Source organism: Herbidospora sp. RD11066 (assembly GCF_054661255.1).
In genome coordinates this window covers 155,297-178,027 of sequence record NZ_BAAGDO010000004.1, presented here as the reverse complement: position 1 = coordinate 178,027, position 22,731 = coordinate 155,297, and the positions used below count along the sequence as shown (strand labels likewise).

Here is a 22,731-nt window from a genome sequence, read left to right as displayed (position 1 = left end):
GCATGGGGCACGCCTGCAGTGGGGTTGGGCGGGTACGTCCGGCGCGCAGAGGGAGAGGCGAACCGGTCGTACCCGCCCGTCATCTCGGCTCAGGTGACTGGCCTTGAACGAGCCGAGTGTCTATGACCGTAGTACGGCAAGCCCAGGGTAGCCATGGGGTCATAGATCCGTTTGTAGGGATTTTGTCACGATCCTGTGCGCCAAGAGTGAAGATATGCCTCTTGGTCGGAAGTAAGCCCATCTATCGTGATCCCGGCCGCCGCCAGTTTCAGCCCCGCCACCCGCGCGTCGATGCCGTCGGGGACGTCGTACACCCCCGGCTTGAGGGTGGCGTGTTCGGCCGCCAGCCAGGCCACCGCGAGCGCCTGGGCCGAGAACGACATGTCCATCACCGCCGCCGGATGGCCCTCGGCCGCCGCCAGGTTCACCAGACGGCCCTCGGCCAGGAGCAGCAGCCGCCGGCCGTTCACCACGAACTCGTCGGTGTTGGGCCTGACCTGGTAGTGGACCTCTTCGGCCATGGATTCGAGCGCGCGTACGTCGATCTCGACGTCGAAGTGGCCCGCGTTGGCCAGGATCGCGCCGTCCTTCATGACGGCCAGGTGCTCGGCCCTGATGACGTCGCGGTTGCCGGTGACGGTCACGAAGACGTCGCCGATCTCGGCCGCCTCGGCCATCGTGGCCACGCCGTAGCCGTGGAGTGAGGCGTCGAGCGCCTTCACCGGGTCGATCTCCGTCACGATGACCCTGGCCCCCATGCCGCGCGCCCGCTCGGCCACCCCGCGCCCGCAGAAGCCGAACCCGGCCACCACGACCGTCCGGCCCGCGATCAGGGTGTTGGTGGCCCGCATGATCCCGTCGAGGGTCGACTGGCCGGTGCCGTAGCGATTGTCGAACATCCGCTTGGTACGGGTGTCGTTCACGGCCACCATCGGGAACTTGAGCGCGCCCTCGGCGGCCATCTGGCGCAGCCGGATGATCCCGGTGGTGGTCTCCTCGCAGCCGCCCAGGACTTTTTGCGAACCCCGTTCGGTGTGCAGGATGTTGACCAGATCGCAGCCGTCGTCGAGGACGATGTCGGGCCCGATGTCGAGCGCCCGGTGGATGTGCCGGTAGTAGGTGTCGCGGTCGACCCCCGCTCTGGCGTGCACGGCGATGCCGTAGTCGGCCAGTGCGGCGGCGACGTCGTCTTGCGTCGAGAGCGGGTTGGAGGCGGCCAGCGCGATCTCCGCGCCGCCCGCCTTCAGCGCCCCCATCAGCACCGCCGTCTCGGCGGTGACATGGAGACAGGCGGCGACCTTCAACCCTTCGAGAGGGCGGTCGCCGCCGAACCCCGCGCCGATCGCGGTGAGCACCGGCATGGCGCGCGATGCCCACCCGATCCGGCGCTCACCGGCCTCGGCCAGCGAATGATCCATACGCGATCAGTAGCGGTAGTGGTCGGGCTTGTAGGGGCCCTCGACGTCGACGCCGATGTACTCGGCCTGCTTCTTCGACAGCGTGGTCAGCTTCACGCCGAGCGCGTCGAGGTGGAGGCGGGCGACCTTCTCGTCGAGGTGCTTGGGCAGCACGTACACGCCGATCGGGTAGGCGTCGGTCTTGGTGAACAGCTCGATCTGCGCGATCACCTGGTTGGTGAAGGAGTTCGACATGACGAACGAGGGGTGGCCGGTGGCGCAGCCCAGGTTCATCAGACGGCCCTCGGCCAGCACGATGATCTGCTTGCCGTCGGGGAAGCGCCAGGTGTGGACCTGGGGCTTGACCTCTTCCTTCTCGATGCCCGGGATGCGGGCCAGGCCGGCCATGTCGATCTCGTTGTCGAAGTGGCCGATGTTGGACACGATCGCGTTGTGCTTCATCTGCGCCATGTGGTCGGCGGTGATGATGCTGAAGTTGCCGGTCGTGGTGACGAAGATGTCGGCGATGCCGACGACGTCCTCCAGGGTGGTGACCTGGAAGCCGTCCATCGCGGCCTGGAGGGCGCAGATGGGGTCGATCTCGGTCACGATGACGCGGGCGCCCTGGCCGCGGAGCGCGTCGGCGCAGCCCTTGCCGACGTCGCCGTAGCCGGCGACCACGGCCACCTTGCCGCCGATCAGCACGTCGGTGGCGCGGTTGAGGCCGTCGATCACCGAGTGGCGGCAGCCGTACTTGTTGTCGAACTTCGACTTGGTGACCGAGTCGTTCACGTTGATGGCCGGGAAGAGCAGCTGGCCGTTGTTGAACATCTCGTAGAGGCGGTGGACACCGGTGGTGGTCTCCTCGGTGACACCCTTGATCGCCTCGGCGGTCTTGGTCCAGCGCTGGTCGTCGCCGACCGTGCGGCGGAGCAGGTCGAGGATGATGCCCCACTCTTCGGGGTCGTCTTCGGAGGCGGTCGGCACGACGCCGCCGGCCTTCTCGAACTCGGCGCCCTTGTGGACGAGCAGGGTGGCGTCGCCACCGTCGTCGAGGATCATGTTCGGGCCGGAGCCGTCAGGCCACTGGAGGGCCTGGTCGGTGCACCACCAGTACTCCTCCAGCGTCTCGCCCTTCCACGCGAACACCGGGACGCCCTTGGGCTCCTCGACGGTGCCCTCGGGGCCGACCGCGACGGCGGCGGCGGCGTGGTCCTGGGTGGAGAAGATGTTGCACGAGACCCAGCGCACCTCGGCGCCGAGCGCGACCAGCGTCTCGATCAGGACGGCGGTCTGGATGGTCATGTGGAGCGAGCCCATGATCTTCGCGCCCCGGAGCGGCTGGGAGGCGGCGAACTCCTTGCGCGTCGCCATCAGGCCGGGCATCTCGTGCTCGGCGAGCCGGATCTCCTTGCGACCGAAGTCGGCGAGCGACAGGTCGGCGACCTTGAAGTCCATCTTGGGGTGTCCCCTCTCGTAGCGTCCTCAGCCACTTTAAGGCCGAAGACGGCCACTCAGAGCCGAACCTGACACAAGAATGTAAGAATAGGTTCATGCGCATCACTGAGGCCGCGGCGAAGCTCGGCATGTCGCCCAGAATGCTGCGATATCGGGAGGCCCTCGGGCTGCTCCCGCACATCCGTGACCTGGGGTCCCATCGCCGGTTCGGCGAGGAGGAGCTCGCCGCCGTCACCCAGGCGATGGAGCTGGAGAAGAGGTTCGACGTCTCGCCCGGCGAACTCGCGTTCGCCCTGCGGGCGCTGTCGGAACCCGCCGTCGCCCAGGCCGTGAGGGACCTGGGCGTACGGATCGGGCGCATCCAGGCGCCCCGCAGGGCGCTGGACTTCGAGAAGGAGAAGGCGCTACGCCTGCTGCGCGGGCGCTGAGGAGGTCGACGCCTCGATGGCCGGTTCGAGATAGATGATCCGGGCGATCGGCACGGCCGCGCGGATGCGCTGCTCGGCCTCGTCGATGCCCCGGGCCACCTCGGCGGCGGTGTCGTCGTGCTGTACGGCGATCTTGGCGGCCACCAGCAGCTCTTCGGGGCCGACGTGGAGGGTGCGCATGTGGATGACCCGGGTCACCTCGGGCGCGCTCTCCAGGGCCTCGCGGATCTGGGCGTCGACCTCGGGGCCGGCGCTCTCACCGATGAGCAGCGACTTGGTCTCGATGGCCAGGATGATCGCGATGGCGCCGAGCAGGACACCGATCATGATCGTGCCGATGCCGTCCCAGATGCCCTCGCCGGTGACCACGGCCATCGTCACGCCGAACAGCGCGAAGATCAGGCCGAGCAGGGCGCCCAGGTCTTCGAGCACGATGACGGGCAGCTCGGGCGACTTCGACCGGCGGATGAACTGCCACCAGGTGAGGTTGCCCTTGTGCGGCAGCGACTCCTTGATCGCGGTACGGAACGAGAACGACTCGGCGATGATCGCGAAGATCAGCACGCCGAACGCCCACTGCGGGGAGCTCAGGTCTTCGGGCGCCTGGATCTTGTGGATGCCTTCGTACAGCGAGAACAGGGCACCGATCGTGAACAGCACGACCGCCACCACGAACGAGTAGAAGTAGCGCTCGCGGCCGTAGCCGAAGGGGTGCTGTTCGGTGCGTTCGCGGGCCGCCCGCTTGCCGCCGAGCAGCAGCAGCGCCTGGTTCCCCGAGTCGGCCACGGAGTGGACCGACTCGGCGATCATGGACGACGATCCGGTGAACAGGAAGGCGACGAACTTCGCCACAGCGATCGACAGGTTGGCGACCAGCGCCGCGACGATCGCCTTCGTTCCGCCACTGGCGCTCACGATGACACTCCTAGGATTTCGGCCGGGAAGATCCCCAGTGGGATATCAATGGGCAATTCTGGCCTTCATCTCCCGGACCGCGCTCACCGGAGTGGGATCGATTCCATAACCAAGTGCCAGATAGACGCTCGCGAAATCGGCCAGCCCGACCAGCGTCGCCAGCCGTTCAAGCGGGTGACGCCCCTCGGCCATCAGCTCGGACACCCGGACGTCACGGTTTTCGGCCAGCCGGACCGTGGTGCCGCGGGTGCGGGCCTCGCGCTCGTCTTCGTCGGTGTCGCGGAGCACGAACAGCCGGAGCTGGCGGCCCTGCGTGTCGGCGAAGATGTCCCGCTCGGCGAGCGGGCCGTCGAAGGCGGCCACCTGGTTGTGGGCCGCCTCGGGCAGCTCACCGAAGATCGCCGGATATTTGGCGTTCTCGTAGAGCTGGTGGACCAGCCGGTGGGCCGCCACGATCGGCAGCGCCGACGAACCCCACACCATCGGCACCGACTCGGCCAGCTCCATCGCCAGCGTCTTGCCGGGGTTGATGAACGTGTCGCTCGACGGACGGCACCGGTGGGCGATGTCTTCGAGCAGGGTGGCGGTGGATTCGTACACCGGCTCGGGGACGTCGGCCAGACCCAGCGACGACGCCGCCACGATGAGTGGGACCGTCAGCGCCCACAGCGCCGCCCTGGCGTGGCCGGAGGCGGCCTCGACCGGGACGAACGGCGCCCCGCGCTGCGTGCACAGCGACTGGAGCGGCGAGCCGGGACGGCCGACGCCGACCAGGCGGCAGCCACGACGAGCCGCCTCCCAGGCCAGGCCGAGGGTCTCCTCGGTGGCCCCGGAGGCGGACACGGCGAACACCAGGTCGTTGGCGCCGATCCAGCCGGGCAGCCGGTGACCGCTCGCGGTCGTGATGGGGATGGGCGCTCCGTTGCCGCAGATCGCCTTCAGGATCTCCCCGGCGACCCCGCTGACGCCCATGCCGAGCGTCACGATCGCCCGGGGACGCCCTTCGGCGGCCACCGCCCCGACGCCCGCCTCGGCGGCCAGCCGGCGCCCGGTGCGGATCTGGGCGGCGGCGGACGCGACCGCGGGAAGCATGCCCGAGGGATCGGCCGCGACCAGGTGGCCCTGGTCGTCGAGCAGCTCAGGCTCCCAGATCATGCCTTCCGAGCCTCGTCGACCAGCAGCACGGGAATGTCGTCGCGGACCGGGTAGACCAGGCCGCAGCTCTCGGAGGTGCAGGCCAGCTCGTCGGCCTCGGCCCGGAGCGGGGACTTGCACGCCGGGCAGGCCAGGATCTCCAGCAGCCAGTCGTCGATCTTCAAACCCCTCGAACCTCTCTCAGAACGTCGTCGCGCACTCCGGCCATGATCACCTCGTCGTCGCCCTCGGCGTTGAGCCGGAGCAACGGTTCGGTGTTGGACGGGCGCAGGTTGAACCACCAGGTCGGACCGGTGACGGTCAGGCCGTCCAGCTCATCGAAGGTAACACCCTCGCGGGACCCGAACAGCGCGCGCACCTTGGCGGTCGCGGCGGCCTGGTCGGCGACGGTGCTGTTGATCTCGCCGGACGCGGCGTAGCGGGCGTAGGAGGCCAGCACCTCCGACAGCGGGCGGTCCTGTTCGCCGAGGGCGGCCAGCACGTGGAGGGCGGCCAGCATGCCCGAGTCGGCGTACCAGAAGTCGCGGAAGTAGTAGTGGGCCGAGTGTTCGCCGCCGAAGACGGCGCCCGACTTGGCCATCTCGGCCTTGATGAACGAGTGGCCGACGCGGGTGCGGACCGGCAGGCCGCCGTTCTCCTTGATGATCTCGGGGACGCCCCGCGAGGTGATCAGGTTGTGGATGATCGTGGCGCCGGGGTTCTTGGCCAGCTCGCGGGCGGCCACCAGCGCGGTGATCGTCGACGGGGAGACCGAGGCGCCCTTCTCGTCGATCACCCAGCAGCGGTCGGCGTCGCCGTCGAACGCGATGCCCAGGTCGGCCCTGTGCTCCAGGACGGCCTTCTGTAGGTCGACCAGGTTGGCGGGCTCGATCGGGTTGGCCTCGTGGTTGGGGAACGAGCCGTCGAGCTCGAAGTAGAGCGGCACGAGGTCGATCGGCAACCCGGCGAACACCTCGGGCACGGTGTGGCCGCCCATGCCGTTGCCGGCGTCGACGACGACCTTCAGCGGCCGGATGGCCGACAGGTCGACGAGCGACTTCAGGTGGTCGGAGTAACCGGTGAGCATGTCCTGGTGGGTGACGCTCCCGGTCGGATCGGCCACCGGCACCCCGAGCAGCCCGGCCGCGCGGTCGCGGATCTCGGTCATGCCGGTCTCGGACCCGATGGGAACCGCCCCGGCCCGGCACATCTTCATGCCGTTGTACTGGGCGGGGTTGTGGCTGGCGGTGAACATCACGCCCGGCAGGTTCAGGGTGCCGCTGGCGTAGTAGAGCAGGTCGGTGGAGCCCAGTCCGGCGTTGATCACATCGGCGCCCCGGGAGGTCGCGCCGCGGGCGAAGGCCGCCGCGAGCGGGCCGGAGGACTCCCGCATGTCATGGGCGATCACGATGCGATCCGCCCCTACCACCTCCGCGAAGGCCGCCCCCACGGCCTCGGCGATCTCCTCGTCGAACTCATCCGGTACGACACCGCGTACGTCATACGCCTTGAAGATCTTGGCGAGGTCGCCCAATTCCGCCCCTATATGTCGCAGATCCCTAGGATTCGCAGCCTAGTGGGCGCGCGCCTTCAGCGGTCGCGATTGGACTTCAGGACCCGGAGGTGACCACGGCGGCCGACCTCGACGGCCTGCCCGGTCGGCTCACCCGGCGCGGGCGCCGGACGGGCGGCCTCGCGGACGGCGTTGGCCAGGGCCTCGAGGTCGTCTCCGGACGGGGCACCCGGCTCGTAGGGAAGCCGGACGACCTCCCAGCCACGGGGCGCGGTGAGCCGCTCTGCGTGCTCCGCGCACAGGTCATAGCAGTGCGGCTCGACGTACGTCGCCAGGGGGCCAAGAACCGCGGTCGAGTCGGCGTAAACGTACGTGAGTGTGAAGACGGCAGGCTGCCTGCAGGCGGTACGGGAACAGCTGCGGACGGGGCTCACGGAGGGACCGTATCCGGTTGGCCCGCACATTGCCACCACCCCGCCCCTCTTAACGAGCGTGTCGCCACAATCCGGACACGACATGCACAGGGGCCCGACCTCTAAGCTGATCTGATGACTCCTCGACGGCGGGACCGCCACGGGCGGGGCATGCGGGGGCCGCTGGCGCCTCCTCACGTGCCGATCGCCAAGTCGCGTGGCGAGCGGTTCGACGACCTCGTGCTCGACGCCGTCGACCGGCTGCGCGTGCGGTGGTCCAAGGAGCTCGCCTCCGTCGACTTCGGCGTCGAAGAGGTGCCGCCGGTCGCCGAGCTGATCGACGGCCCGGCGCGGCTGACCTCAGACCCGATCCCGTTCGGCCGGGCCGAACCGGCGGCGCGCGGCGAGTCGGCGATGGTCGTGGTCTACCGGCGCCCGCTGGAGGCGCGCGCCCGCGACCGCGAGAGCCTGGCCGCCCTGGTCCACACCGTGGTCGTCGAGCAGGTCTCGACGTTGCTGGGGCTGACGCCCGAGCAGGTCGACCCCGGCTACGACGAATAGGGCGGCAGCACCGCCGAGGGCGCCTCTCCGGCCTTCGGCACCAGCGTCCAGGTGCGGGCCACGGCCAGCGGCTGCGCGGTGACGAGCTGGCCGCTCGACGTGCGCTCCTCGATCACCCGGCCGCCGTAGACGGGCCCGGAACCGGCCTTCGGCGTGACGACCACGCTGAAGCCCTTGGCCGATCCCTTCAGGATGATCTCTTTTGTACGTTGTGCCGGGATCGCCACCTCGATCGGCTGCGGCGCCTCTCCTTCGCGCGGCAGCAGGGTCACGGTGACCTCGGCGGCCTTGTCGGGCGCGCTGAGGATCAGCCGTGAGGTGACGCCCTTGGTGGAGCGGGCGTCGGCGACGACGCTGCCGAGGTCGATCGAGGGCGCCCCGGCGGTGTAGGCGACGTCGGTCCTGGTCCCGGTGCCGACGATCTTCAGCCCGGCGACCACCGGGACCTCCGAGGTCACCATGATCGCGGCGGGCTGGCCGGTCACCCCGGTCGACAGGTCGACGGTGACGACCGAACCCGCGGGCACCTCGACCTCCTCGCGGTTCTCCAGGGCGTACGAGCCGTCTTTGAGCACGGCCTTGATCTGGACGACGGCGTCCTGGTCGCCGGGGGCGGCGACGTAGAGCTCGCGGCGTCCGGCGCTGCCCGGCACGCCCGGGACCACGACCCGCTTCGACGGCTCGACGGCCTGCGGGAGCCAGTCGACGCCCTCGGGGGTGGTCGCCTCGACGGCGGCCGCGACCCGGCCCCGGCCCGTCGACACGTTCAGCGCCATGACCAGCGGCGACGGCGCGACCTTCTTCAGGTCGACGACGCGGTGCTCGCCCGGCTTGAGGAGCAGGCCGCTGGCCCGGTCGGCGATGACCTGGCCCTCGCCCGAGTAGACGACCAGCGCCACGGCGGCCGGGGCCGACTCGACGTTGGCCAGGTGGAGCTTGAGGTCGCCCGCGGCCGGGCCCGGCCCGATGAACCAGGCGGCGGCGCCGGGATCGACGCAGCGCACCCCCGCCAGGCCCCTGGTCTCGCCCGACAGGGCGCGCCTGGTCTGGGCGGCCTCCAGGCCGGTGGCCATCGCGCCGGTGGCGTGCACCCGGATCGGGTCGGTGCCGGAGGGCATGGTCTTCTGCCAGAGCTTGCCGGGTTCGTCCATGGTGAAGGGCTCGTCGCCGGCCTCGATGACCGTCTCGCCGGAGCCGCTCGCGTTCGGCGGGGTGACGGCGGTGACCAGGGCGCCGCCGGGGTCGGGGCAGACCGTGGAGACGGCCGCGATGGGCGCCCGCACCGGTTCGGCCTTCACGGGGGCGACGGGCGCGGGCCGGGTGGCGAAGGCGACGCCGTAGACGGCGGCCAGCGCGATCAGCACCAGGGCCAGCATGCCGAACCGGTTCTCGATGAGGCGTCTCACACCGCCACCCGCTCCCGTTCGGCCGGGATCTCCTCGTGGGTCTCGGGCTCGGCCGGACGCGCCCCGGGCGCCGACAGGATGAGCACGATCACGACGAGGGCGCCCTGACCGTACAGCCAGTAGCGGTGCCAGCTGTCAGCGGTCGGCTCGGGGGCGGGGGTGACCGTGCCGGTCATCCGCCAGAGTCCGGCCCGGTCCGTGAGGGTGACCCGGGCGACGGCCGGGTCGGAGTCGAGGGCCCGCCGGATCGACGGGTCGATGGGGCCGGGCACGCTGACGAACGCGATCCCCCGGGCGGCCAGCCTCGTGGCGTCGGTGCCGCCGCGCCCGGAGGCCAGCCCGGCCACCGCGTCGGTGAACTCGGAGCCGTAGGCGGCCCGCTCGGACTCGCCGATGACGGGGGTGCGTCCGTGCAGGACCGTGTAGCTGAGACCGGTGTCGGCGGTGCGGATGAGGAGCGTCCCCTCGCCGGGTTTGGAGTAGGCCGCGGCGATGGCCGGGAGCGGCGAGCGCACGTCGCGGCGGAGCGGCTGGTCGGCTCTGTCCATGATCCACAGGGTGGCGGCGGCGACCGGGGTGGCGAAGGCGACCAGCACGATCAGCGCCGCGCCGACCCGCCGCAGCCCGCCGGCCTTGCGGAACTCGGCGACCCGGTGGGCGGCCAGCGCGGTCGACACCAGCAGCCCGGTCGCGGCGAACGCCAGCGGCACCCCGGGCCAGGTCGACAGGCGGCTGACCACGGTCGCGGCCAGCACGCCGACGATCGCCACGCCCCACCCGACCGCCACGATGAACTGGTGGCGGCGCAGCAGCAGCGCTCCCAGCGCGACCGCGAGCAGCCCGGCGGTGACCCAGATCGGCGGCGAGCCGGGCCCGCCGGGGTTCAGGGTGAGCAGCGCCTCGGGCGCCAGCGTCGGGGCCGACGTCATCGGCAGCCCGGCCTCCCGCAGGATGCGGACCGGGTCTTCGACGATCGTGGCCAGCCAGGGCCCGAGCAGGATCAGCGGGACGCCCAGTGAGATGAGCAGGTTCCCGCCCACTCCTCGGCGCACTCCCCCGAACGACACGGCGGCGAGCAGGCCGAGGACGGCGACGAACACGTACAGGATCGGGGCGAAGGCGGTTCCGACGGCCAGCAGCAGGCCGAGCCCCCAGGCCGCGCGCCGGGCCGGTTTGTGGGTGTCGGCCAGCACCTTCGTGGCGAGCGAGGCGTAGACCGGCAGCAGGATGAACACCACCGCCGAGCCGATCCGCCCGGACGCCACCACGCCGGTCGCCACCGGAAGCAGCGCGTACGTCGCCGCCAGCCACACCCGCGCGGGCCGGTAGCCGACGAAACTCCTGGTCGCGAGGTAGGCGCTCAGCCCCGACAGCGGTACGCAGCCCAGCAGCAGTATCGACACCGCCAGCCAGGTCTTGCCGAAGGCGATCGTCGACAGCACCGCCAGCACCGCGACGTAGGGCGGCGCCCACTCACCGGTGTAGAGCGCCCACAGGTCGGACGCGCCGCCCGCGACCGGCACCAGCGCGCCGCCGCCCAGCATCCCGCCGGACAGCAGGTCGCGTTCGGCCACCAGGGCGACCGCAGTGAGCAGCACGAACAGCCGCACCCCCGGACTGGCGAAGGCCCGCCGCAGGAACCCGTCGTCGTCGTTGAGCAGCTCGTCGCCCTCTTCGGCGCCGGGCAGCTGGACGGCGTGGTGCCGCCCGGCCGAATCCATCGGCCCGCCACCCGCGAGCTGGTTCTGCACCATCTCCCAGGCCCGCCGGAACGCCAGGCTCGGCGGGCTGAACATGGGTTTGACCAGGGCGTATCCGGCCCGGCTGGCTTTCCGCGCCTTTCTCGCCCGGCGCAGCCGCAGGGGATGCAGCAGCAGCGAGCTGATGGCGGCGAGTTCGTCGACGGCGTGGGCGGGCTGTTTGGCGACCAGGAACAGGAACGTCCGGATCAGCGAGCCGATCGTGTTGCGGAACAGCGACCACAGCATCGTCCAGAACGGCAGGTTCGCCATCATCACGAACAGCGAATAGCGCCGGGCCAGCCGCCGGGGGTGGTCGTCGCTGGCCGCGATCCGGCGCCGTCGTTTGGACGACGCCTCGGCGTGCCAGGCCACCGCGCCGGTCACCGCGAGCACCCGGTGCCCGGCGGCACGGGCCCGCCAGCAGAAGTCGAGGTCGTCGCGGAAGAGGGGAAGCCGGGGGTCGAGCCCGCCGACCTCGTCCCAGACGTCGCGGCGGATCAGCATCCCGGCCGTCGACACCGCCAGGACGTCGCGCACCCCGCGAGGTTCGGCGTCGTGCTGGCCCTGGTCGTATTCGCGGGCCTCCAGCCCGGTCTCCCGGCGGCCCGAGCGGGCGACGGTGACCCCGACCTCCAGCAGCAGCTTCCGGTCGAGCCAGTCGCGCAGTTTCGGACCGAGGATGCCGGTCTCGGGATACTCGTCGGCGGCGTGCAGCAGGATTTCCAGCGCCCGGGTGTCGGGGGCGCAGTCGTCGTGGATCACCCACAGCCACTCGGTCTCACCGGGCGTCGTCGGTAGTCGCCGGACGACCTCGTCGACCGCCTCGGCGAAGCCGGTGCTGCGCGGCATGTGGACCACGCTGTGCTTGCCGAACGCCTCACCCAGCAGGCCACCGCTGCCGTCGCGGCTGCCGTTGTCGACCCCGACACCCCGGTCGATCGGCCGGGTCTGCGCCAGCACCGCCCGGAGGGTGTCCTTCAGCCAACGGGAACCATCATGGGCGACCACGATCGCGGTGACCGAGTGCACGGGGATCCTTGGGGGTATCTGCGGCTTTTGCGCGCCAACACTACGGCACGCCGACCTGGCCCCTGACCCAAATGACAGGCGGAGGTCACAACTGTGACCTCCGCCTGTCGGTTGCGCTTATCGGTTAGACGGCCTGGCGCTTCATGCGTCGGCGCTCGCGCTCCGACAGCCCACCCCAGATGCCGAATCGTTCGTCGTGTTCCAATGCGTACTCCAGGCACTCCGCGCGCACTTCACACGCGCGGCACACCTTCTTCGCCTCTCGGGTGGAGCCGCCCTTTTCTGGAAAGAACGCCTCCGGGTCGGTCTGAGCGCACAATGCCCGCTCCTGCCAACCCAGATCTTCACCGTCGAGCGCCTGTGCGATGACCAGCTCGGTCACGGCACACCTCCCTGTCGCCCGCCCGTCACCAACCCCGAAAGTTGGTGCCCCCCTATGGACGCCCTCCCCTTACCCACCTCGGAGAAGGCGTAACAACATGGCTGTAATTACACGCGTGTAAGTCGTGCCCCGTCAAGCGCCATGGGGATACCGGGGGAAAGGGCAGGGCTTGTCTGGCCCTGACAGAGTCAGCGATCCCGGCGGTCCGGACTGTACCAACGGGCGGTGACGTCCGAATCCGTCGATGCCGGATCGACAGGAAGACCTTCCCCGGACTTTGCCGGGCGGTAGATCGCGACCGGGTCGATCGGGTCGATCAGGTCTTCGGGGAGCAGCGGGTCGCTCAGCGGGTCGCCCTGGTAGCGCTGCGGCTGGACCGGCGGCTGGGCCGGGGGCCCTGCCTGCGAGTAGCCGAAGGGGTTGCTCTGGCGGTAGGCGGGCGGCTGCTGCTGGTAGCTCTGCGCCTGCTGGTAGGCCTGCGCGAGCTGCTGCTCCCTTATGTCGCCCTCGTAGCCGGGCTCGTAGGGAGCGCCGTAGACGGGGGGCGGCGGCGGGGCGTAGGTGCCGTCATAGCTCGAGTCGCGGCGGGTGCCCTCATAGGTGGTTTCGCGGGCCGGTGTTCCGTAGACCGAATCACGGCCGGAACTTTCATAAGTGGCCTCGCGGACCGGGGGCTCGTAGGCGGGGGTGTCGTAGACCGAGTCGCGGACGGAACTTTCCCTGGCCGGGGTTTCGTAGGCCGTCTCACGGATCGGGGTCACCTCGCGGGCCGGGGCTTCGTAGGCCTTTTCACGCGCCGGGGCCTCGTAGCCCGACTCGCGTTCCTGGCTTCCGAAGGCGACCTCGCGGACCGAGCTGTCGAAGGGCGTCTCGATGGCCGGGCGGGCGCGGCGGGGCGCCGCCTCTTCGAGGGCGGGGGCTTCGTAGGCCTGGCGGGCGTACTGCGGGCCCGAGAAACCGGAGAACGGCGAGGAGTCCCAGGCGGCCGGGGCGTCGTCGTCGTTGTAGACCGGCTCGGGGTAGGAGTAGCGCTCGGGCTGCGGCTTGACCGGCTCCAGCGGGGGCTCCTCGGCCACCTGCTGGCCAGCGTAGCCGTTCTGGTCGAAGACGGGGCCCTGCGGGTAGGACGAGTAGTCCTGCTCGACCGGATAGTCCTGATAGTCCGGTGCGGCGTGCGCGTCGCCCGTCTGGGGGAACGGGATGACGGCGGGGACGGAGGAGAGCCGCCGCGACTTCTTCGGCCGGGCCGCGCCCGCCGCCGCCGCCGGGGACACCATCGTCAGCAGGAAGACCAGCGCCAGGCCGGCGAGCGCGAAGGTGGGGATGCCGGGCAACAGGTAGCGGAGCTTGTCGCCGAACCCGAGGCCGTTGAAGAGCACGCCGAGCAGGCTGATCGCGCCGACGAGCACGGCCAGGGCGAGGGTGCCGGCGGCGCCCATGGTGATGAGGCGGCTCTTGGGGGTGGGGGCACCCAGTTTCGTACAGAGGAGAACCGCACCGACCGCGAGGGCGGTGTTGACCGGGGAGGTGAGCGTGGTCAGCCCCGTGATCGCGCGCATGCCGAACTCGATGGTCCCGCCGGACGACGACGACCCGCTGAAGAAGAGCCGGAAGACCGCCACCAGAACGGTCGCCGCCGCGGCCGCCATGAGCAGCCACGCGGCGGGCTCACGCAGCCTCGCCGGGTCAAGCTTCACCACAGTTACCCCCAGGATTTCATGCGGCTTATGGGAACTGAGTTTTGCATATGCCTGACATGGATGCCCGGCGACCCATCAATCTCACGTTTCACAAGGAATGCCAGACTGTCAGGCATGCGCATCGTGTCCCTGGCGGGCGGAATCGGCGGCGCCCGGTTCCTCCGCGGCCTCAAGGCGGCGGCTCCGGAATCCGACGTCACCGTCATCGGCAACACCGGCGACGACATCACGCTTTTCGGCCTCCGAGTATGCCCCGACCTCGACACCGTCATGTACACGCTGGGTGGCGGCATCAACGAGGAGCAGGGCTGGGGCCGCGCCGCTGAAACGTTCACCGTGAAGGAGGAGCTGGCCGCCTACGGCATGGAACCCCAGTGGTTCGGCCTCGGCGACCGCGACTTCGCCACCCACATCGTGCGCTCCCAGATGCTCGCGGCGGGCTATCCCCTGTCGGCCGTGACCGAAGCGTTGTGCCACCGCTGGCAGCCCGGGGTCCGGCTGATCCCGATGACCGACGACCAGGTGGAGACCCACGTGGTGGTCGGCGAGGAGCACGCCCGGCGGGCGGTCCACTTCCAGGAGTGGTGGGTACGCATGCGCGCCTCGGAGCCGGCCCAGGAGTTCGCCCTGCTCGGCGTCGATTCGTCCTCCCCCGCGCCCGGCGTGCTGGAGGCCATCGACGCGGCCGACGTGGTGATCCTGCCGCCGTCCAACCCGGTGGTGAGCATCGGGACGATCCTGCAGATCCCCGGCATCCGCGCGGCTGTGACGGCGAAGACCGTGGTCGGCGTGTCGCCCATCATCGGCGGCGCGCCGGTGCGCGGCATGGCCGACGCCTGCCTGACGGCGATCGGCGTGGAGACGTCGGCCCAGGGCGTGCTGGAGCTGTACGGCGCCGAACTGCTCGACGGCTGGCTGGTGGCCGAGGAGGACGCCGCGACCTCCCTCGACGGGGTGGCGGTGGAGGCCCGGCCGCTGCTGATGTCCTCCCCGGAGGCGACGCGCGACCTGGCGGCGGCGGCGCTGGAACTCGCGAAGAAGGTGGCGGCGTGATCACCATTGGCGGGGTTCCCGGATTGCCCGAGGTCGGCTATGGCGACGACATCGCCACTCTGATCGCGAAGGCGGCACCGGGGCTGGCCGACGGCGATGTGGTCGTGGTGACGTCGAAGATCGTCAGCAAGGCCGAGGGACGGGTGGTGCGCGGCGACGACCGGGCGGCGGCCATCGCGGCCGAGACCGCCCGGGTGGTGGCGCGGCGGGGTGACACGGTGATCTCGCAGACGCGGCACGGGTTCGTGATGGCGGCGGCCGGGGTGGACGCGTCCAACACCGCGCCCGGGACCGTTCTGCTCCTGCCGGAGGACCCCGACGCGTCGGCCTCGGCGATCCGGCGGCGGCTCTTCGAGGTCGCAGGGGTGCGCGTCGGCGTGATCGTCTCCGACACGTTCGGACGACCCTGGCGGCACGGCCTGACCGATGTCGCGCTGGGGGCCTCGGGTGTCCAGCCGCTCGAAGACCTGCGCGGGACGACCGACACCTACGGCAACCCGCTGAACGCGACCGTGACCGCGCTGATCGACGAGATCGCGGCGGCGGCCGAGCTGGTGAAGGGGAAGCTCTCCGGCGTGCCGGTGGCCGTGGTGACCGGTCTCGGGCATCTGGTGAGCGACGACGACGGGCCCGGGGGTGCGGCGCTGATCCGCCCCGCCGACCAGGACATGTTCCGCTACGGCTCAGCCGACGTGGTGTTCGCGCGGCGGACCATCCGCCGGTTCTCCGACGCGGCGGTCGACGGCGAGGCGGTCCGGCGCGCGGTCGCGGCGGCCATCGCGGCGCCCGCGCCGCACCACACGACGCCGTGGCGGTTCGTCCTCCTGGAGACCGCCTCCGCTCGGCGGGAGCTGGTCGACGCGATGCGCGAGGCGTGGATCGCCGACCTGCGCGGCGACGGGTTCACCGAGGAGTCGATCGCCAAGCGGATCAGGCGGGGCGACGTGCTGCGCGACGCGCCCTATCTGGCGGTGCCCTGCCTGGTCATGGACGGCTCGCACACCTACCGCGACGACCGGCGCAACGCGTCGGAGCGGGAGATGTTCGTGGTCGCGACGGGCGCCGGGGTGCAGAACTTCCTGGTGCAGCTGGCGGTCGAGGGGCTGGGGTCGGCGTGGGTGTCGTCCACGATGTTCTGCCGCCCGGTGGTGCGCGAGGTGCTCGGCCTGCCGGACACCTGGGACCCGATGGGCGCGGTCGCCATCGGCCACGCGGCCGAGCCGCCTCGGGACCGGGCGCCGAGGTCGGCAGAGGACTTCTACGTCACCCGATAGCGCATATACGTCATCTGTATAGGTGATCGTTATCGTCCCCCTCAGGTGCCTAGAACAGGGGGACGACGGGGATGAGATTCACGAAGATCGCGGTCGCGGGGGCGATCGTGGCGAGCCTGCTCGCGTTACCGGCCCGGGCCGACGCCACCCCCGTGCCGGTCGCGGCCTACGGGTTCGACGAGGGCGAGGGCACGACCGTGGCCGACGGCTCGGGCCACGGCAACCACGGCACGGCCGCCGAGACGATCTGGCGGGACGGCCGGTTCGGGCGGTCGCCGCACTTCACGACGACGGCGAACGGGATCACCGTCCCCGACGCGCCGTCGCTGCGCACGGGGAACCAGTTGACTCTGGAGGCCTGGGTCAACCCGAGGTCGCAGACGTCGCCGACGGGGATGGTCGTGTGGAAGAAGGCCGGCACGTCGTGGTCGTACGCCCTGGCCTACAGCGGGGGACAGCCGCAGCTCCGCATCGGCGCCGCGATCATCACGGGCAACGGCCCGAAGTTCGCGAGCGACCGCTGGACCCACATCGCCGGCACCTACGACGGGACCACGATGCGGGTCTTCACCAACGGTGTCCAGGTGGGCGCCCGTGAGAACCCCGTCGTCGTCTCCTACGACGCCAGCCCCCTGCTGGTCTACCCCTATCCGGCCCAGGCCACGAACCCTCCCGACAGCCACATCGACGAGGTGCGCGTCTACGGCACGGCACTCGACGCCGCCCAGATCAGCGCGAACATGGCTACCTCCGTGAACGGGCACACCGCCCCCGACGCCCCGCCCGGCCCCATCGGCGGTCTGACCGCCACGGGTGAGTACATCCCGTCGGGCGGGAGCACGGGGAACATCCGGCTCACCTGGGACGCCTCACCGGACGACCGGGGAATCCACGGATACGACATCTATCGGGGCGGTTCCCCCGGATTCTCGCTCCAGAACCTGCTCCCGATCGCGACGGCCACCACGAACGCGTTCACCGACCCGAACCGGCCCAGCTTCCCCTCCTACTACCGCGTGGTGCCGATCGACAGCTCGGGCCAGGCGGGACCGGTGAGCGCCGAGGTCTCCGGGCGGCCGAGACCACCCCGGCCCGTGGCGGTCGCGGCTTGGGGCATGGAGGCGGGTGACACCCACGTGCCCGACTCCTCCGGCCGCGGCCACACCGGCGTCGGCCACTTCACCACGTCGACAGAGGGCAGACACGGCGACGGGCTGTCCTTCGACGGGTTCCGCAGCCAGGTGGAGGTGCCGTCCAGTGAGGCCCTCAACGTCGGTTACCAGCTGACGATCGAGGCGTGGGTGAAGCCCGCCTCCTACGGACGGCTCAACTTCAAGGACGCCGTGGTGGCCAGGGACTCCAGCGCGGGCGGCCGGTTCGACTACGTCCTGTACGCCTCCATGCAGCCCAGCTTCGACAACATCCCCCTGGGCATGAGCTGCACCTCCCCCACGTTCTGCACGGGCGCCGGCGGCCCCGCCCTGCCGCTCGGCGAGTGGAGCCACCTCGCCTACACCTTCGGCCCCGAGGGCGGCCGGCTGTACGTCAACGGCGTACGGACCGGATCACACTCCGACGGCGCGGGCGGCTATCTGATGTACGGCTCGGGCAAGCTCCGCATCGGCGGCAGCGCGGCCGACGAGTTCTTCCACGGCGTCATCGACGAGGTCCGCGTCTACGACAAGGCGCTCACGCCCGACCAGATCGTCGAGGACATGAACACCCCGATCGTCTAACCGATCACCGGCAGCACTCTCCGCACGCTCGCGCACACCCCGTCACTCGCCTCCGCCGCGGTCACGCGATCGGGTGACGGGGTGCCGTATTCGGTCGTCCGCTGGCGCAGGGGCCGTCCGCTGACCTCGACCATCTGCCGCAGTTCCGAAATGGTCTTGTACGACCCGTTCTCCGACCCCGCCATCCGGGAGATGGTCTCCTCCATCAGGGTCCCGCCGATGTCGTTGACCCCACCGGCCAGCACCTGCCGGCACAGGTCGTCCTGGAGCTTCACCCACGAGCACTGGATGTTGTGGATCGCGCCGTGCAGCAGCAGCCGGGACACCGCGTGGACGGCGCGGTTCTCCTCAGCCGTCGGCCCCGGGCGGGCGATCCCGGCCAGGTAGATGGGGGCGCTGTGGTGGACGAACGGCAGCAGGACGAACTCGCTGAACCCTCCGGTCTCCTCCTGGAGACGGCGGATCAGGCGGATGTGCTTGATCCAGTGGGAGTGGTTGTCGACGTGGCCGTACATCATCGTGGAGGTCGTGGGGATGCCCACCCGGTGGGCCGTCGTGATGACGTCGATCCACTCGCGGGTGGGGAGTTTGCCCTTGGTCAGCACCCAGCGCACGTCGTCGTCGAGGATCTCGGCGGCCGTGCCGGGCAGGGAGTCGACGCCCGCCTCGCGGGCACCCACCAGCCAGTCTTCGATGGACAGGTTGGTGCGGCTGGCGCCGTTGATGACCTCCATCGGCGAGAAGGCGTGCACGTGGATGTCCGGCACGCGGGCCTTCACCGCACGAGCGATGTCGAAGTAGGCGGTGCCGGGCAGGTCGGGGTGGATGCCGCCCTGCATGCAGACCTCGGTGGCCCCGGCCGCCCACGCCTCCTCGGCGCGGTCGGCGACCTGGTCGAGGCTCAGGGTGTACGCGTCGGCGTCGGTGCGCCGCTGGGCGAAGGCGCAGAAGCGGCAGCCGGTGTAGCAGACGTTGGTGAAGTTGATGTTCCTGTTCACCACGTAGGTCACGTCGTCGCCGTTGACCTCGCGGCGCAGGCCGTCGGCCAGGGCGCACAGCTCGTCGAGGGCGTCGCCGGTCAGGCTCAGTAGCGCTTCGGCCTGGGCGTCGGTGAGGGCCAGAGGGTCGCGGGCGGCCTGGCGCAGCGCCTCGGCGCCGTCTCCCGTGATCGACACCGCCGTGGGGAGGCGGTCTTTCAGGGCGTCCCAGTCGCCGTAGACGTTGTCGAAGTCGTCGCGGCGGTCGTTCGTGCGGCCCGTGGTGTCGACCTCGGTGTGCAGGTCGACGCGGCCCGACGCGGCGAAACCGCCGTCGGGCTCCTGCCAGGGGCGGCCTTCCGGGTTCACGTCGAGGGCCATGCCGTCGGGACCGGCGAGGGCCGAGACGTGGGCCAGCAGGCGGGGGTCGAGCCAGGGCTCCCCGGCGCGGATGTACTCGGGGTAGATGGTCAGGCGTTCCCGCAGGTCGAAACCCGCTGAAGAGGTCATGCCCGCGAGTGCGTCGATGGCGGGCCACGGCCGTTCCGGGTTCACGTGGTCGGGGGTCAGCGGGGACACGCCGCCCCAGTCGTCGATGCCCGCGCGGATCATCAGGCCGTATTCGTCGCCGATCAGGTTCGGCGGGGCCTGCACACGCATGCGCGGGCCCAGCACCAGGCGGGTCACCGCGATCGTGGCGGCCAGTTCCTGGAGGTCGGCGTCGGGCATGCCGCGCATCGCCGTGTCGGGCTTCGCCCGGAAGTTCTGGACGATCACCTCCTGGATCCCGCCGTATTCGCGCGCCACCCGGCGGATCGCGAAGATCGACTCGGCCCGGTCGAGGATGGTCTCGCCGATGCCGATGAGGATGCCGGTCGTGAACGGCACGTTGGAGCGTCCGGCGTCTTCCAGGACGCGCAGCCGCACCGCGGGGTCCTTGTCGGGCGAGCCGTAGTGGGCGCCGCCCTTCTCGGTGAACAGGGCCGTCGAGGTGGTCTCCAGCATCATGCCCATCGACGGCGCGACCGGCTTGAGCCGCTGGAAGTCACGCCAGGTCAGCACACCCGGGTTGAGGTGGGGCAGCAGGCCGGTCTCCTCCAGCACGCGGATCGCCATGGCGCGTACGTAGGAGAGCGTGTCGTCGTAACCATGGGAGTCGAGCCACTCGCGCGCGGCCGGCCAGCGGTCCTCCGGGCGGTCGCCCAGGGTGAACAGCGCCTCCTTGCAGCCCATCGCGGCGCCCTCGCGGGCGATGGCCAGCACCTCGTCGGGCGACAGGAAGGCGCTCGGGAGTTTCGCGGGGGCGGTCGCGAAGGTGCAGTAGCCGCAGCGGTCGCGGCACAGGCGGGTCAGCGGGATGAAGACCTTGCGGCTGTAGGTGATCACACCGGGGCGTCCGGCCGCCTCCAGGCCCGCGTCGCGGATCCGGGAGGCGTGGTCGAGGAGGGTGTCGAGGTCGGCGCCGCGGGCCTCCAGGAGGATGGCCGCCTCGGCGACGTCGATCGTCTTCCCGTCGCGTGCGCGTGCCAGCGCCCGCCGCATTCCTGCCGTCATACCCTGCACATTACGTTGATCAGAACGCGCGATAGTCGCGGGGCGCCATGCGCGGGCCCCGGCCGGGCGGGCGGCGTCCGCTCAGCTCGATGAGGCGGACCACCCGGTGGCGGTGCCCGGCGAAGGGTTCGAGCAGGCGGAGCATGCCCTCGTCGTCGGTCTTCGCGCCGGTGAAGGCGAAGCCGACCAGGCCGGGGATGTGGAAGTCGCCCACGCTCGGGGCGTCGGCGTCGCCGAGGGCACGCTGGCGGATCTCGGCGGAGGTCCAGACGCCGATGCCGGGCAGGGCGCGCAGCAGCCGGTCGGCCTCCCAGGTGGTGGCCGCCGTCTCCAGCTTTCCCTCGTGGCGGGCCGCGTTGATGATCGTCCTGGCCCGTACGGCCTCCGCCCCCGCCCGGTGCCAGTCCCACGACGGCACGAGCCGCCAGGTGTCGGGCGACGGAGGCACCCTCAGCCCTTCGGGGCCGGGGCCCGGGGCGGGGTCGCCGTATTTGCGGACCAGCCAGCGCCAGGCCCGGAACGCCTCCCGGCCGACGACCTTCTGCTCCAGCACGGCGGGCACCAGCGCCTCGAACACCCGCCCGGCCCTGCCGATGCGCATCCCGGCCGCCCGCAGGTGCAGCCCCTTGAGGAAGGCGGCGACGGGGTCGTCGCCCATCGCGTCGAGCAGGGCGCCGAACTCCTCGGACGGGTCGGCGGCCCCCAGCAGGTCGGGCATCGTCTCCAGGAGCCATTCTGCGCCCAGACCCCAGGCCAGACCGTGGACCTGACCTGCGACGACGGAGATCCGGAGCGTTCCCGGCCCTTCAGGGGTGCGGCAGGCGCGCCAGAGCGCCCCGTCCGGAGTGGTCTGCCAGACGGGGTCACCCGAGCCGTGCCGGTGGGGCGCCAGCGTGAGCCCCACGTCGAGGGGGCCGTCTGGACGCCAGCTTCGTTCAGGCATCAACCATCGCTGGAGAATCTCACCGCGCATTCCGGCAGGTCGATCCCGGGCCAGACCCGGGCTCCCGCCGTCAGTTCGTTGCGCGCCCCGATGGACGCTCTGTCGCCGATGACCGATTCTCGCACCACGGCCCCCTCGGCGATCGAGGCGCCCGCCCCGACGACGGAGTCGATCACCGTAGCGCCGGGGGCGATACGGGCGTCATCGGCGACCACGCTACCTTGCACGATCGCCCCGGCCCCCACGGTCGCCCCGGCCCCGATGACCGAACCGCCGGTGACCTTGGCCTCGGGCGAGACGGTCGCGCCCTGGAGCACCAGCGCCTCTCCGGGGACACCGGGGAGGGCGGGGGAGGCGAGCCGGCCTCGTACAAGATCAGAGGAACCCTGGACGAAGGCCGCCGGAGTGCCCACATCCAGCCAGTAGGTCGAGTCGGCGAAGCCCAGCACGGTGTGGCCCGACTCGATGAGGCCGGGGAAGGTCTGCCGTTCGACGGAGACGACCTCGCCGAACGGGATCGTGTCGATGACCGACCGTTTGAAGACGTAGCACCCGGCGTTGATCCGGTTCGTCACGGGATTGGGGGTCTTCTCCAGGAACGCCGTCACCCGGTCGTGGTCGTCGGTCGGCACACAGCCGAACCGCGACGGGTCGTCGACCTCGGTGAGGTGGAGCGTGACGGCCGCGTCGCGTTCGACGTGGCGGGCGATCTGGGCGGGGATGTCGTGGCCCGACAGGATGTCGCCGTTGAGCACCAGCACGGGCGCGTCACCGGAGACGGTCAGCCCTTCGGCCGCGTTGCGGATCGCGCCGCCGGTGCCGAGAGGGGTCTCCTCCGTCATGTAGACGATCTCGAGATCGAATGCCGACCCGTCGCCGAAGGCTTCGGCGAACATCTCCGCTTTGTACGAGGTCGCGAAGACGATCCGGGTCACTCCGCAGGCCCGCGCCTTGGCGAGCTGGTGGGCGAGAAAAGGCACTCCCGCCGTGGGAAGCAGCGGTTTGGGGGTGAATAGGGTCAGCGGGCGGAGCCGCGTCCCCTGCCCTCCCACCAGGAGAATCGCCTCAAGATGACCGGGTTGGGGCAAAGAAGGCTGCGTCACATGGGCGAGGCTA

19 protein-coding genes are annotated in these 22,731 nt (G+C 70.8%); 5 read left to right on the top strand and 14 right to left on the bottom strand.

Features of this window, described 5'->3' with window-relative positions:
* Positions 1 to 185 precede the first annotated feature (185 nt).
* Together ACYQ78_RS17640 and ahcY are read right to left on the bottom strand one after the other, a co-directional pair.
* Entirely contained in the window at positions 186 to 1,418 is a 1,233-nt protein-coding gene (locus tag ACYQ78_RS17640) for an adenosylhomocysteinase (protein WP_459801932.1), read from the bottom strand.
* Between the two features lie 6 nt (positions 1,419 to 1,424).
* Positions 1,425 to 2,855, bottom strand: coding sequence for an adenosylhomocysteinase (ahcY, locus tag ACYQ78_RS17635; protein WP_459801931.1), 1,431 nt, complete (start codon positions 2,853 to 2,855; stop codon positions 1,425 to 1,427).
* A 95-nt stretch (positions 2,856 to 2,950) separates the two neighbouring features.
* On the opposite strand from ahcY, the gene ACYQ78_RS17630 reads away from it, so the two are divergent.
* On the top strand, positions 2,951 to 3,283 hold the full coding sequence (locus tag ACYQ78_RS17630) for a MerR family DNA-binding transcriptional regulator (RefSeq protein ID WP_459801930.1): 333 nt from the start codon (positions 2,951 to 2,953) through the stop codon (positions 3,281 to 3,283).
* Here ACYQ78_RS17630 and ACYQ78_RS17625 read toward each other — a convergent pair.
* The 5 genes from ACYQ78_RS17625 to ACYQ78_RS17605 are packed head-to-tail and all read right to left on the bottom strand — an operon-like array spanning position 3,260 to position 7,279.
* Positions 3,260 to 4,198: a cation diffusion facilitator family transporter gene (locus ACYQ78_RS17625; RefSeq protein ID WP_459801929.1), complete on the bottom strand. Its 939-nt coding sequence runs from the start codon at positions 4,196 to 4,198 to the stop codon at positions 3,260 to 3,262. The genes ACYQ78_RS17630 and ACYQ78_RS17625 overlap by 24 nt on opposite strands.
* Before the next feature lie 45 nt (positions 4,199 to 4,243).
* On the bottom strand, positions 4,244 to 5,353 hold the full coding sequence (locus ACYQ78_RS17620) for an SIS domain-containing protein (RefSeq protein WP_459801928.1): 1,110 nt from the start codon (positions 5,351 to 5,353) through the stop codon (positions 4,244 to 4,246).
* Positions 5,350 to 5,517, bottom strand: coding sequence for a Trm112 family protein (locus tag ACYQ78_RS17615; protein ID WP_083958892.1), 168 nt, complete (start codon positions 5,515 to 5,517; stop codon positions 5,350 to 5,352). The genes ACYQ78_RS17620 and ACYQ78_RS17615 overlap by 4 nt, the downstream gene beginning before the upstream one ends.
* Positions 5,514 to 6,866, bottom strand: coding sequence for a phosphomannomutase/phosphoglucomutase (locus ACYQ78_RS17610; RefSeq protein WP_459801927.1), 1,353 nt, complete (start codon positions 6,864 to 6,866; stop codon positions 5,514 to 5,516). Before ACYQ78_RS17610 ends, ACYQ78_RS17615 begins: the two co-directional genes overlap by 4 nt.
* Before the next feature lie 56 nt (positions 6,867 to 6,922).
* A complete protein-coding gene (locus ACYQ78_RS17605; RefSeq protein ID WP_030451265.1) occupies positions 6,923 to 7,279 on the bottom strand; it encodes a DUF3499 domain-containing protein in 357 nt (118 codons plus the stop codon).
* 114 nt (positions 7,280 to 7,393) lie between these two features.
* Here ACYQ78_RS17605 and ACYQ78_RS17600 point away from each other — a divergent pair, with 114 nt between their 5' ends.
* Positions 7,394 to 7,819 carry a metallopeptidase family protein gene (locus ACYQ78_RS17600; RefSeq protein ID WP_459801926.1) on the top strand — a complete coding sequence of 142 codons (426 nt, stop codon included), beginning with the start codon at positions 7,394 to 7,396 and terminating at the stop codon, positions 7,817 to 7,819.
* Here the strand turns inward: ACYQ78_RS17600 and ACYQ78_RS17595 are convergent.
* The 4 genes from ACYQ78_RS17595 to ACYQ78_RS17580 form a co-directional block, all read right to left on the bottom strand.
* The gene (locus ACYQ78_RS17595; RefSeq protein ID WP_459801925.1) at positions 7,807 to 9,225 is read right to left on the bottom strand and encodes a DUF5719 family protein; all 1,419 of its coding nucleotides are present in this window, start codon (positions 9,223 to 9,225) and stop codon (positions 7,807 to 7,809) included. The two genes, ACYQ78_RS17600 and ACYQ78_RS17595, sit on opposite strands and share 13 nt — an antisense overlap.
* Entirely contained in the window at positions 9,222 to 11,996 is a 2,775-nt protein-coding gene (locus tag ACYQ78_RS17590; RefSeq protein ID WP_459801924.1) for a glycosyltransferase, read from the bottom strand. Before ACYQ78_RS17590 ends, ACYQ78_RS17595 begins: the two co-directional genes overlap by 4 nt.
* Positions 11,997 to 12,120: 124 nt before the next feature.
* Positions 12,121 to 12,378 (bottom strand): WhiB family transcriptional regulator, encoded by a 258-nt coding sequence (locus ACYQ78_RS17585; protein ID WP_030451269.1) that lies wholly within the window; start codon positions 12,376 to 12,378, stop codon positions 12,121 to 12,123.
* Between the two features lie 188 nt (positions 12,379 to 12,566).
* The gene (locus ACYQ78_RS17580; protein ID WP_459801923.1) at positions 12,567 to 14,075 is read right to left on the bottom strand and encodes a hypothetical protein; all 1,509 of its coding nucleotides are present in this window, start codon (positions 14,073 to 14,075) and stop codon (positions 12,567 to 12,569) included.
* Between the two features lie 117 nt (positions 14,076 to 14,192).
* On the opposite strand from ACYQ78_RS17580, the gene cofD reads away from it, so the two are divergent.
* The 3 genes from cofD to ACYQ78_RS17565 all read left to right on the top strand — a co-directional run bounded on the left by cofD (position 14,193) and on the right by ACYQ78_RS17565 (position 18,141).
* Positions 14,193 to 15,131, top strand: a complete 939-nt coding sequence (cofD, locus tag ACYQ78_RS17575) for a 2-phospho-L-lactate transferase (protein WP_459801922.1) — start codon at positions 14,193 to 14,195, stop codon at positions 15,129 to 15,131.
* On the top strand, positions 15,128 to 16,405 hold the full coding sequence (locus tag ACYQ78_RS17570; RefSeq protein WP_459801921.1) for a coenzyme F420-0:L-glutamate ligase: 1,278 nt from the start codon (positions 15,128 to 15,130) through the stop codon (positions 16,403 to 16,405). The genes cofD and ACYQ78_RS17570 overlap by 4 nt, the downstream gene beginning before the upstream one ends.
* Before the next feature lie 71 nt (positions 16,406 to 16,476).
* Positions 16,477 to 18,141, top strand: a complete 1,665-nt coding sequence (locus ACYQ78_RS17565; protein ID WP_459801920.1) for a LamG-like jellyroll fold domain-containing protein — start codon at positions 16,477 to 16,479, stop codon at positions 18,139 to 18,141.
* On the opposite strand, the gene ACYQ78_RS17560 is transcribed toward ACYQ78_RS17565, so the two are convergent.
* Genes ACYQ78_RS17560 through manB form a run of 3 tightly spaced genes read right to left on the bottom strand, consistent with a single transcriptional unit; the run spans position 18,138 to position 22,718 of the window.
* Positions 18,138 to 20,681 carry a bifunctional FO biosynthesis protein CofGH gene (locus ACYQ78_RS17560; protein WP_459801919.1) on the bottom strand — a complete coding sequence of 848 codons (2,544 nt, stop codon included), beginning with the start codon at positions 20,679 to 20,681 and terminating at the stop codon, positions 18,138 to 18,140. The two genes, ACYQ78_RS17565 and ACYQ78_RS17560, sit on opposite strands and share 4 nt — an antisense overlap.
* A gap of 10 nt (positions 20,682 to 20,691) precedes the next feature.
* Entirely contained in the window at positions 20,692 to 21,615 is a 924-nt protein-coding gene (locus ACYQ78_RS17555) for a DNA-3-methyladenine glycosylase family protein (protein ID WP_459801918.1), read from the bottom strand.
* The gene (gene manB / locus ACYQ78_RS17550; RefSeq protein ID WP_459801917.1) at positions 21,615 to 22,718 is read right to left on the bottom strand and encodes a mannose-1-phosphate guanylyltransferase; all 1,104 of its coding nucleotides are present in this window, start codon (positions 22,716 to 22,718) and stop codon (positions 21,615 to 21,617) included. Before manB ends, ACYQ78_RS17555 begins: the two co-directional genes overlap by 1 nt.
* Positions 22,719 to 22,731: the final 13 nt, after the last annotated feature.

Bases quoted from the DNA above. Each gene is read 5' to 3' on its own strand.
- ACYQ78_RS17640 (WP_459801932.1), bottom strand. From the start codon at position 1,418: ATGGATCATTCGCTGGCCGAGGCCGGTGAGCGCCGGATCGGGTGGGCA.
- ahcY (WP_459801931.1), bottom strand. From the start codon at position 2,855: ATGGACTTCAAGGTCGCCGACCTGTCGCTCGCCGACTTCGGTCGCAAG.
- ACYQ78_RS17630 (WP_459801930.1), top strand. From the start codon at position 2,951: ATGCGCATCACTGAGGCCGCGGCGAAGCTCGGCATGTCGCCCAGAATG.
- ACYQ78_RS17620 (WP_459801928.1), bottom strand. From the start codon at position 5,353: ATGATCTGGGAGCCTGAGCTGCTCGACGACCAGGGCCACCTGGTCGCG.
- ACYQ78_RS17600 (WP_459801926.1), top strand. From the start codon at position 7,394: ATGACTCCTCGACGGCGGGACCGCCACGGGCGGGGCATGCGGGGGCCG.
- cofD (WP_459801922.1), top strand. From the start codon at position 14,193: ATGCGCATCGTGTCCCTGGCGGGCGGAATCGGCGGCGCCCGGTTCCTC.
- ACYQ78_RS17565 (WP_459801920.1), top strand. From the start codon at position 16,477: ATGAGATTCACGAAGATCGCGGTCGCGGGGGCGATCGTGGCGAGCCTG.
- ACYQ78_RS17555 (WP_459801918.1), bottom strand. From the start codon at position 21,615: ATGCCTGAACGAAGCTGGCGTCCAGACGGCCCCCTCGACGTGGGGCTC.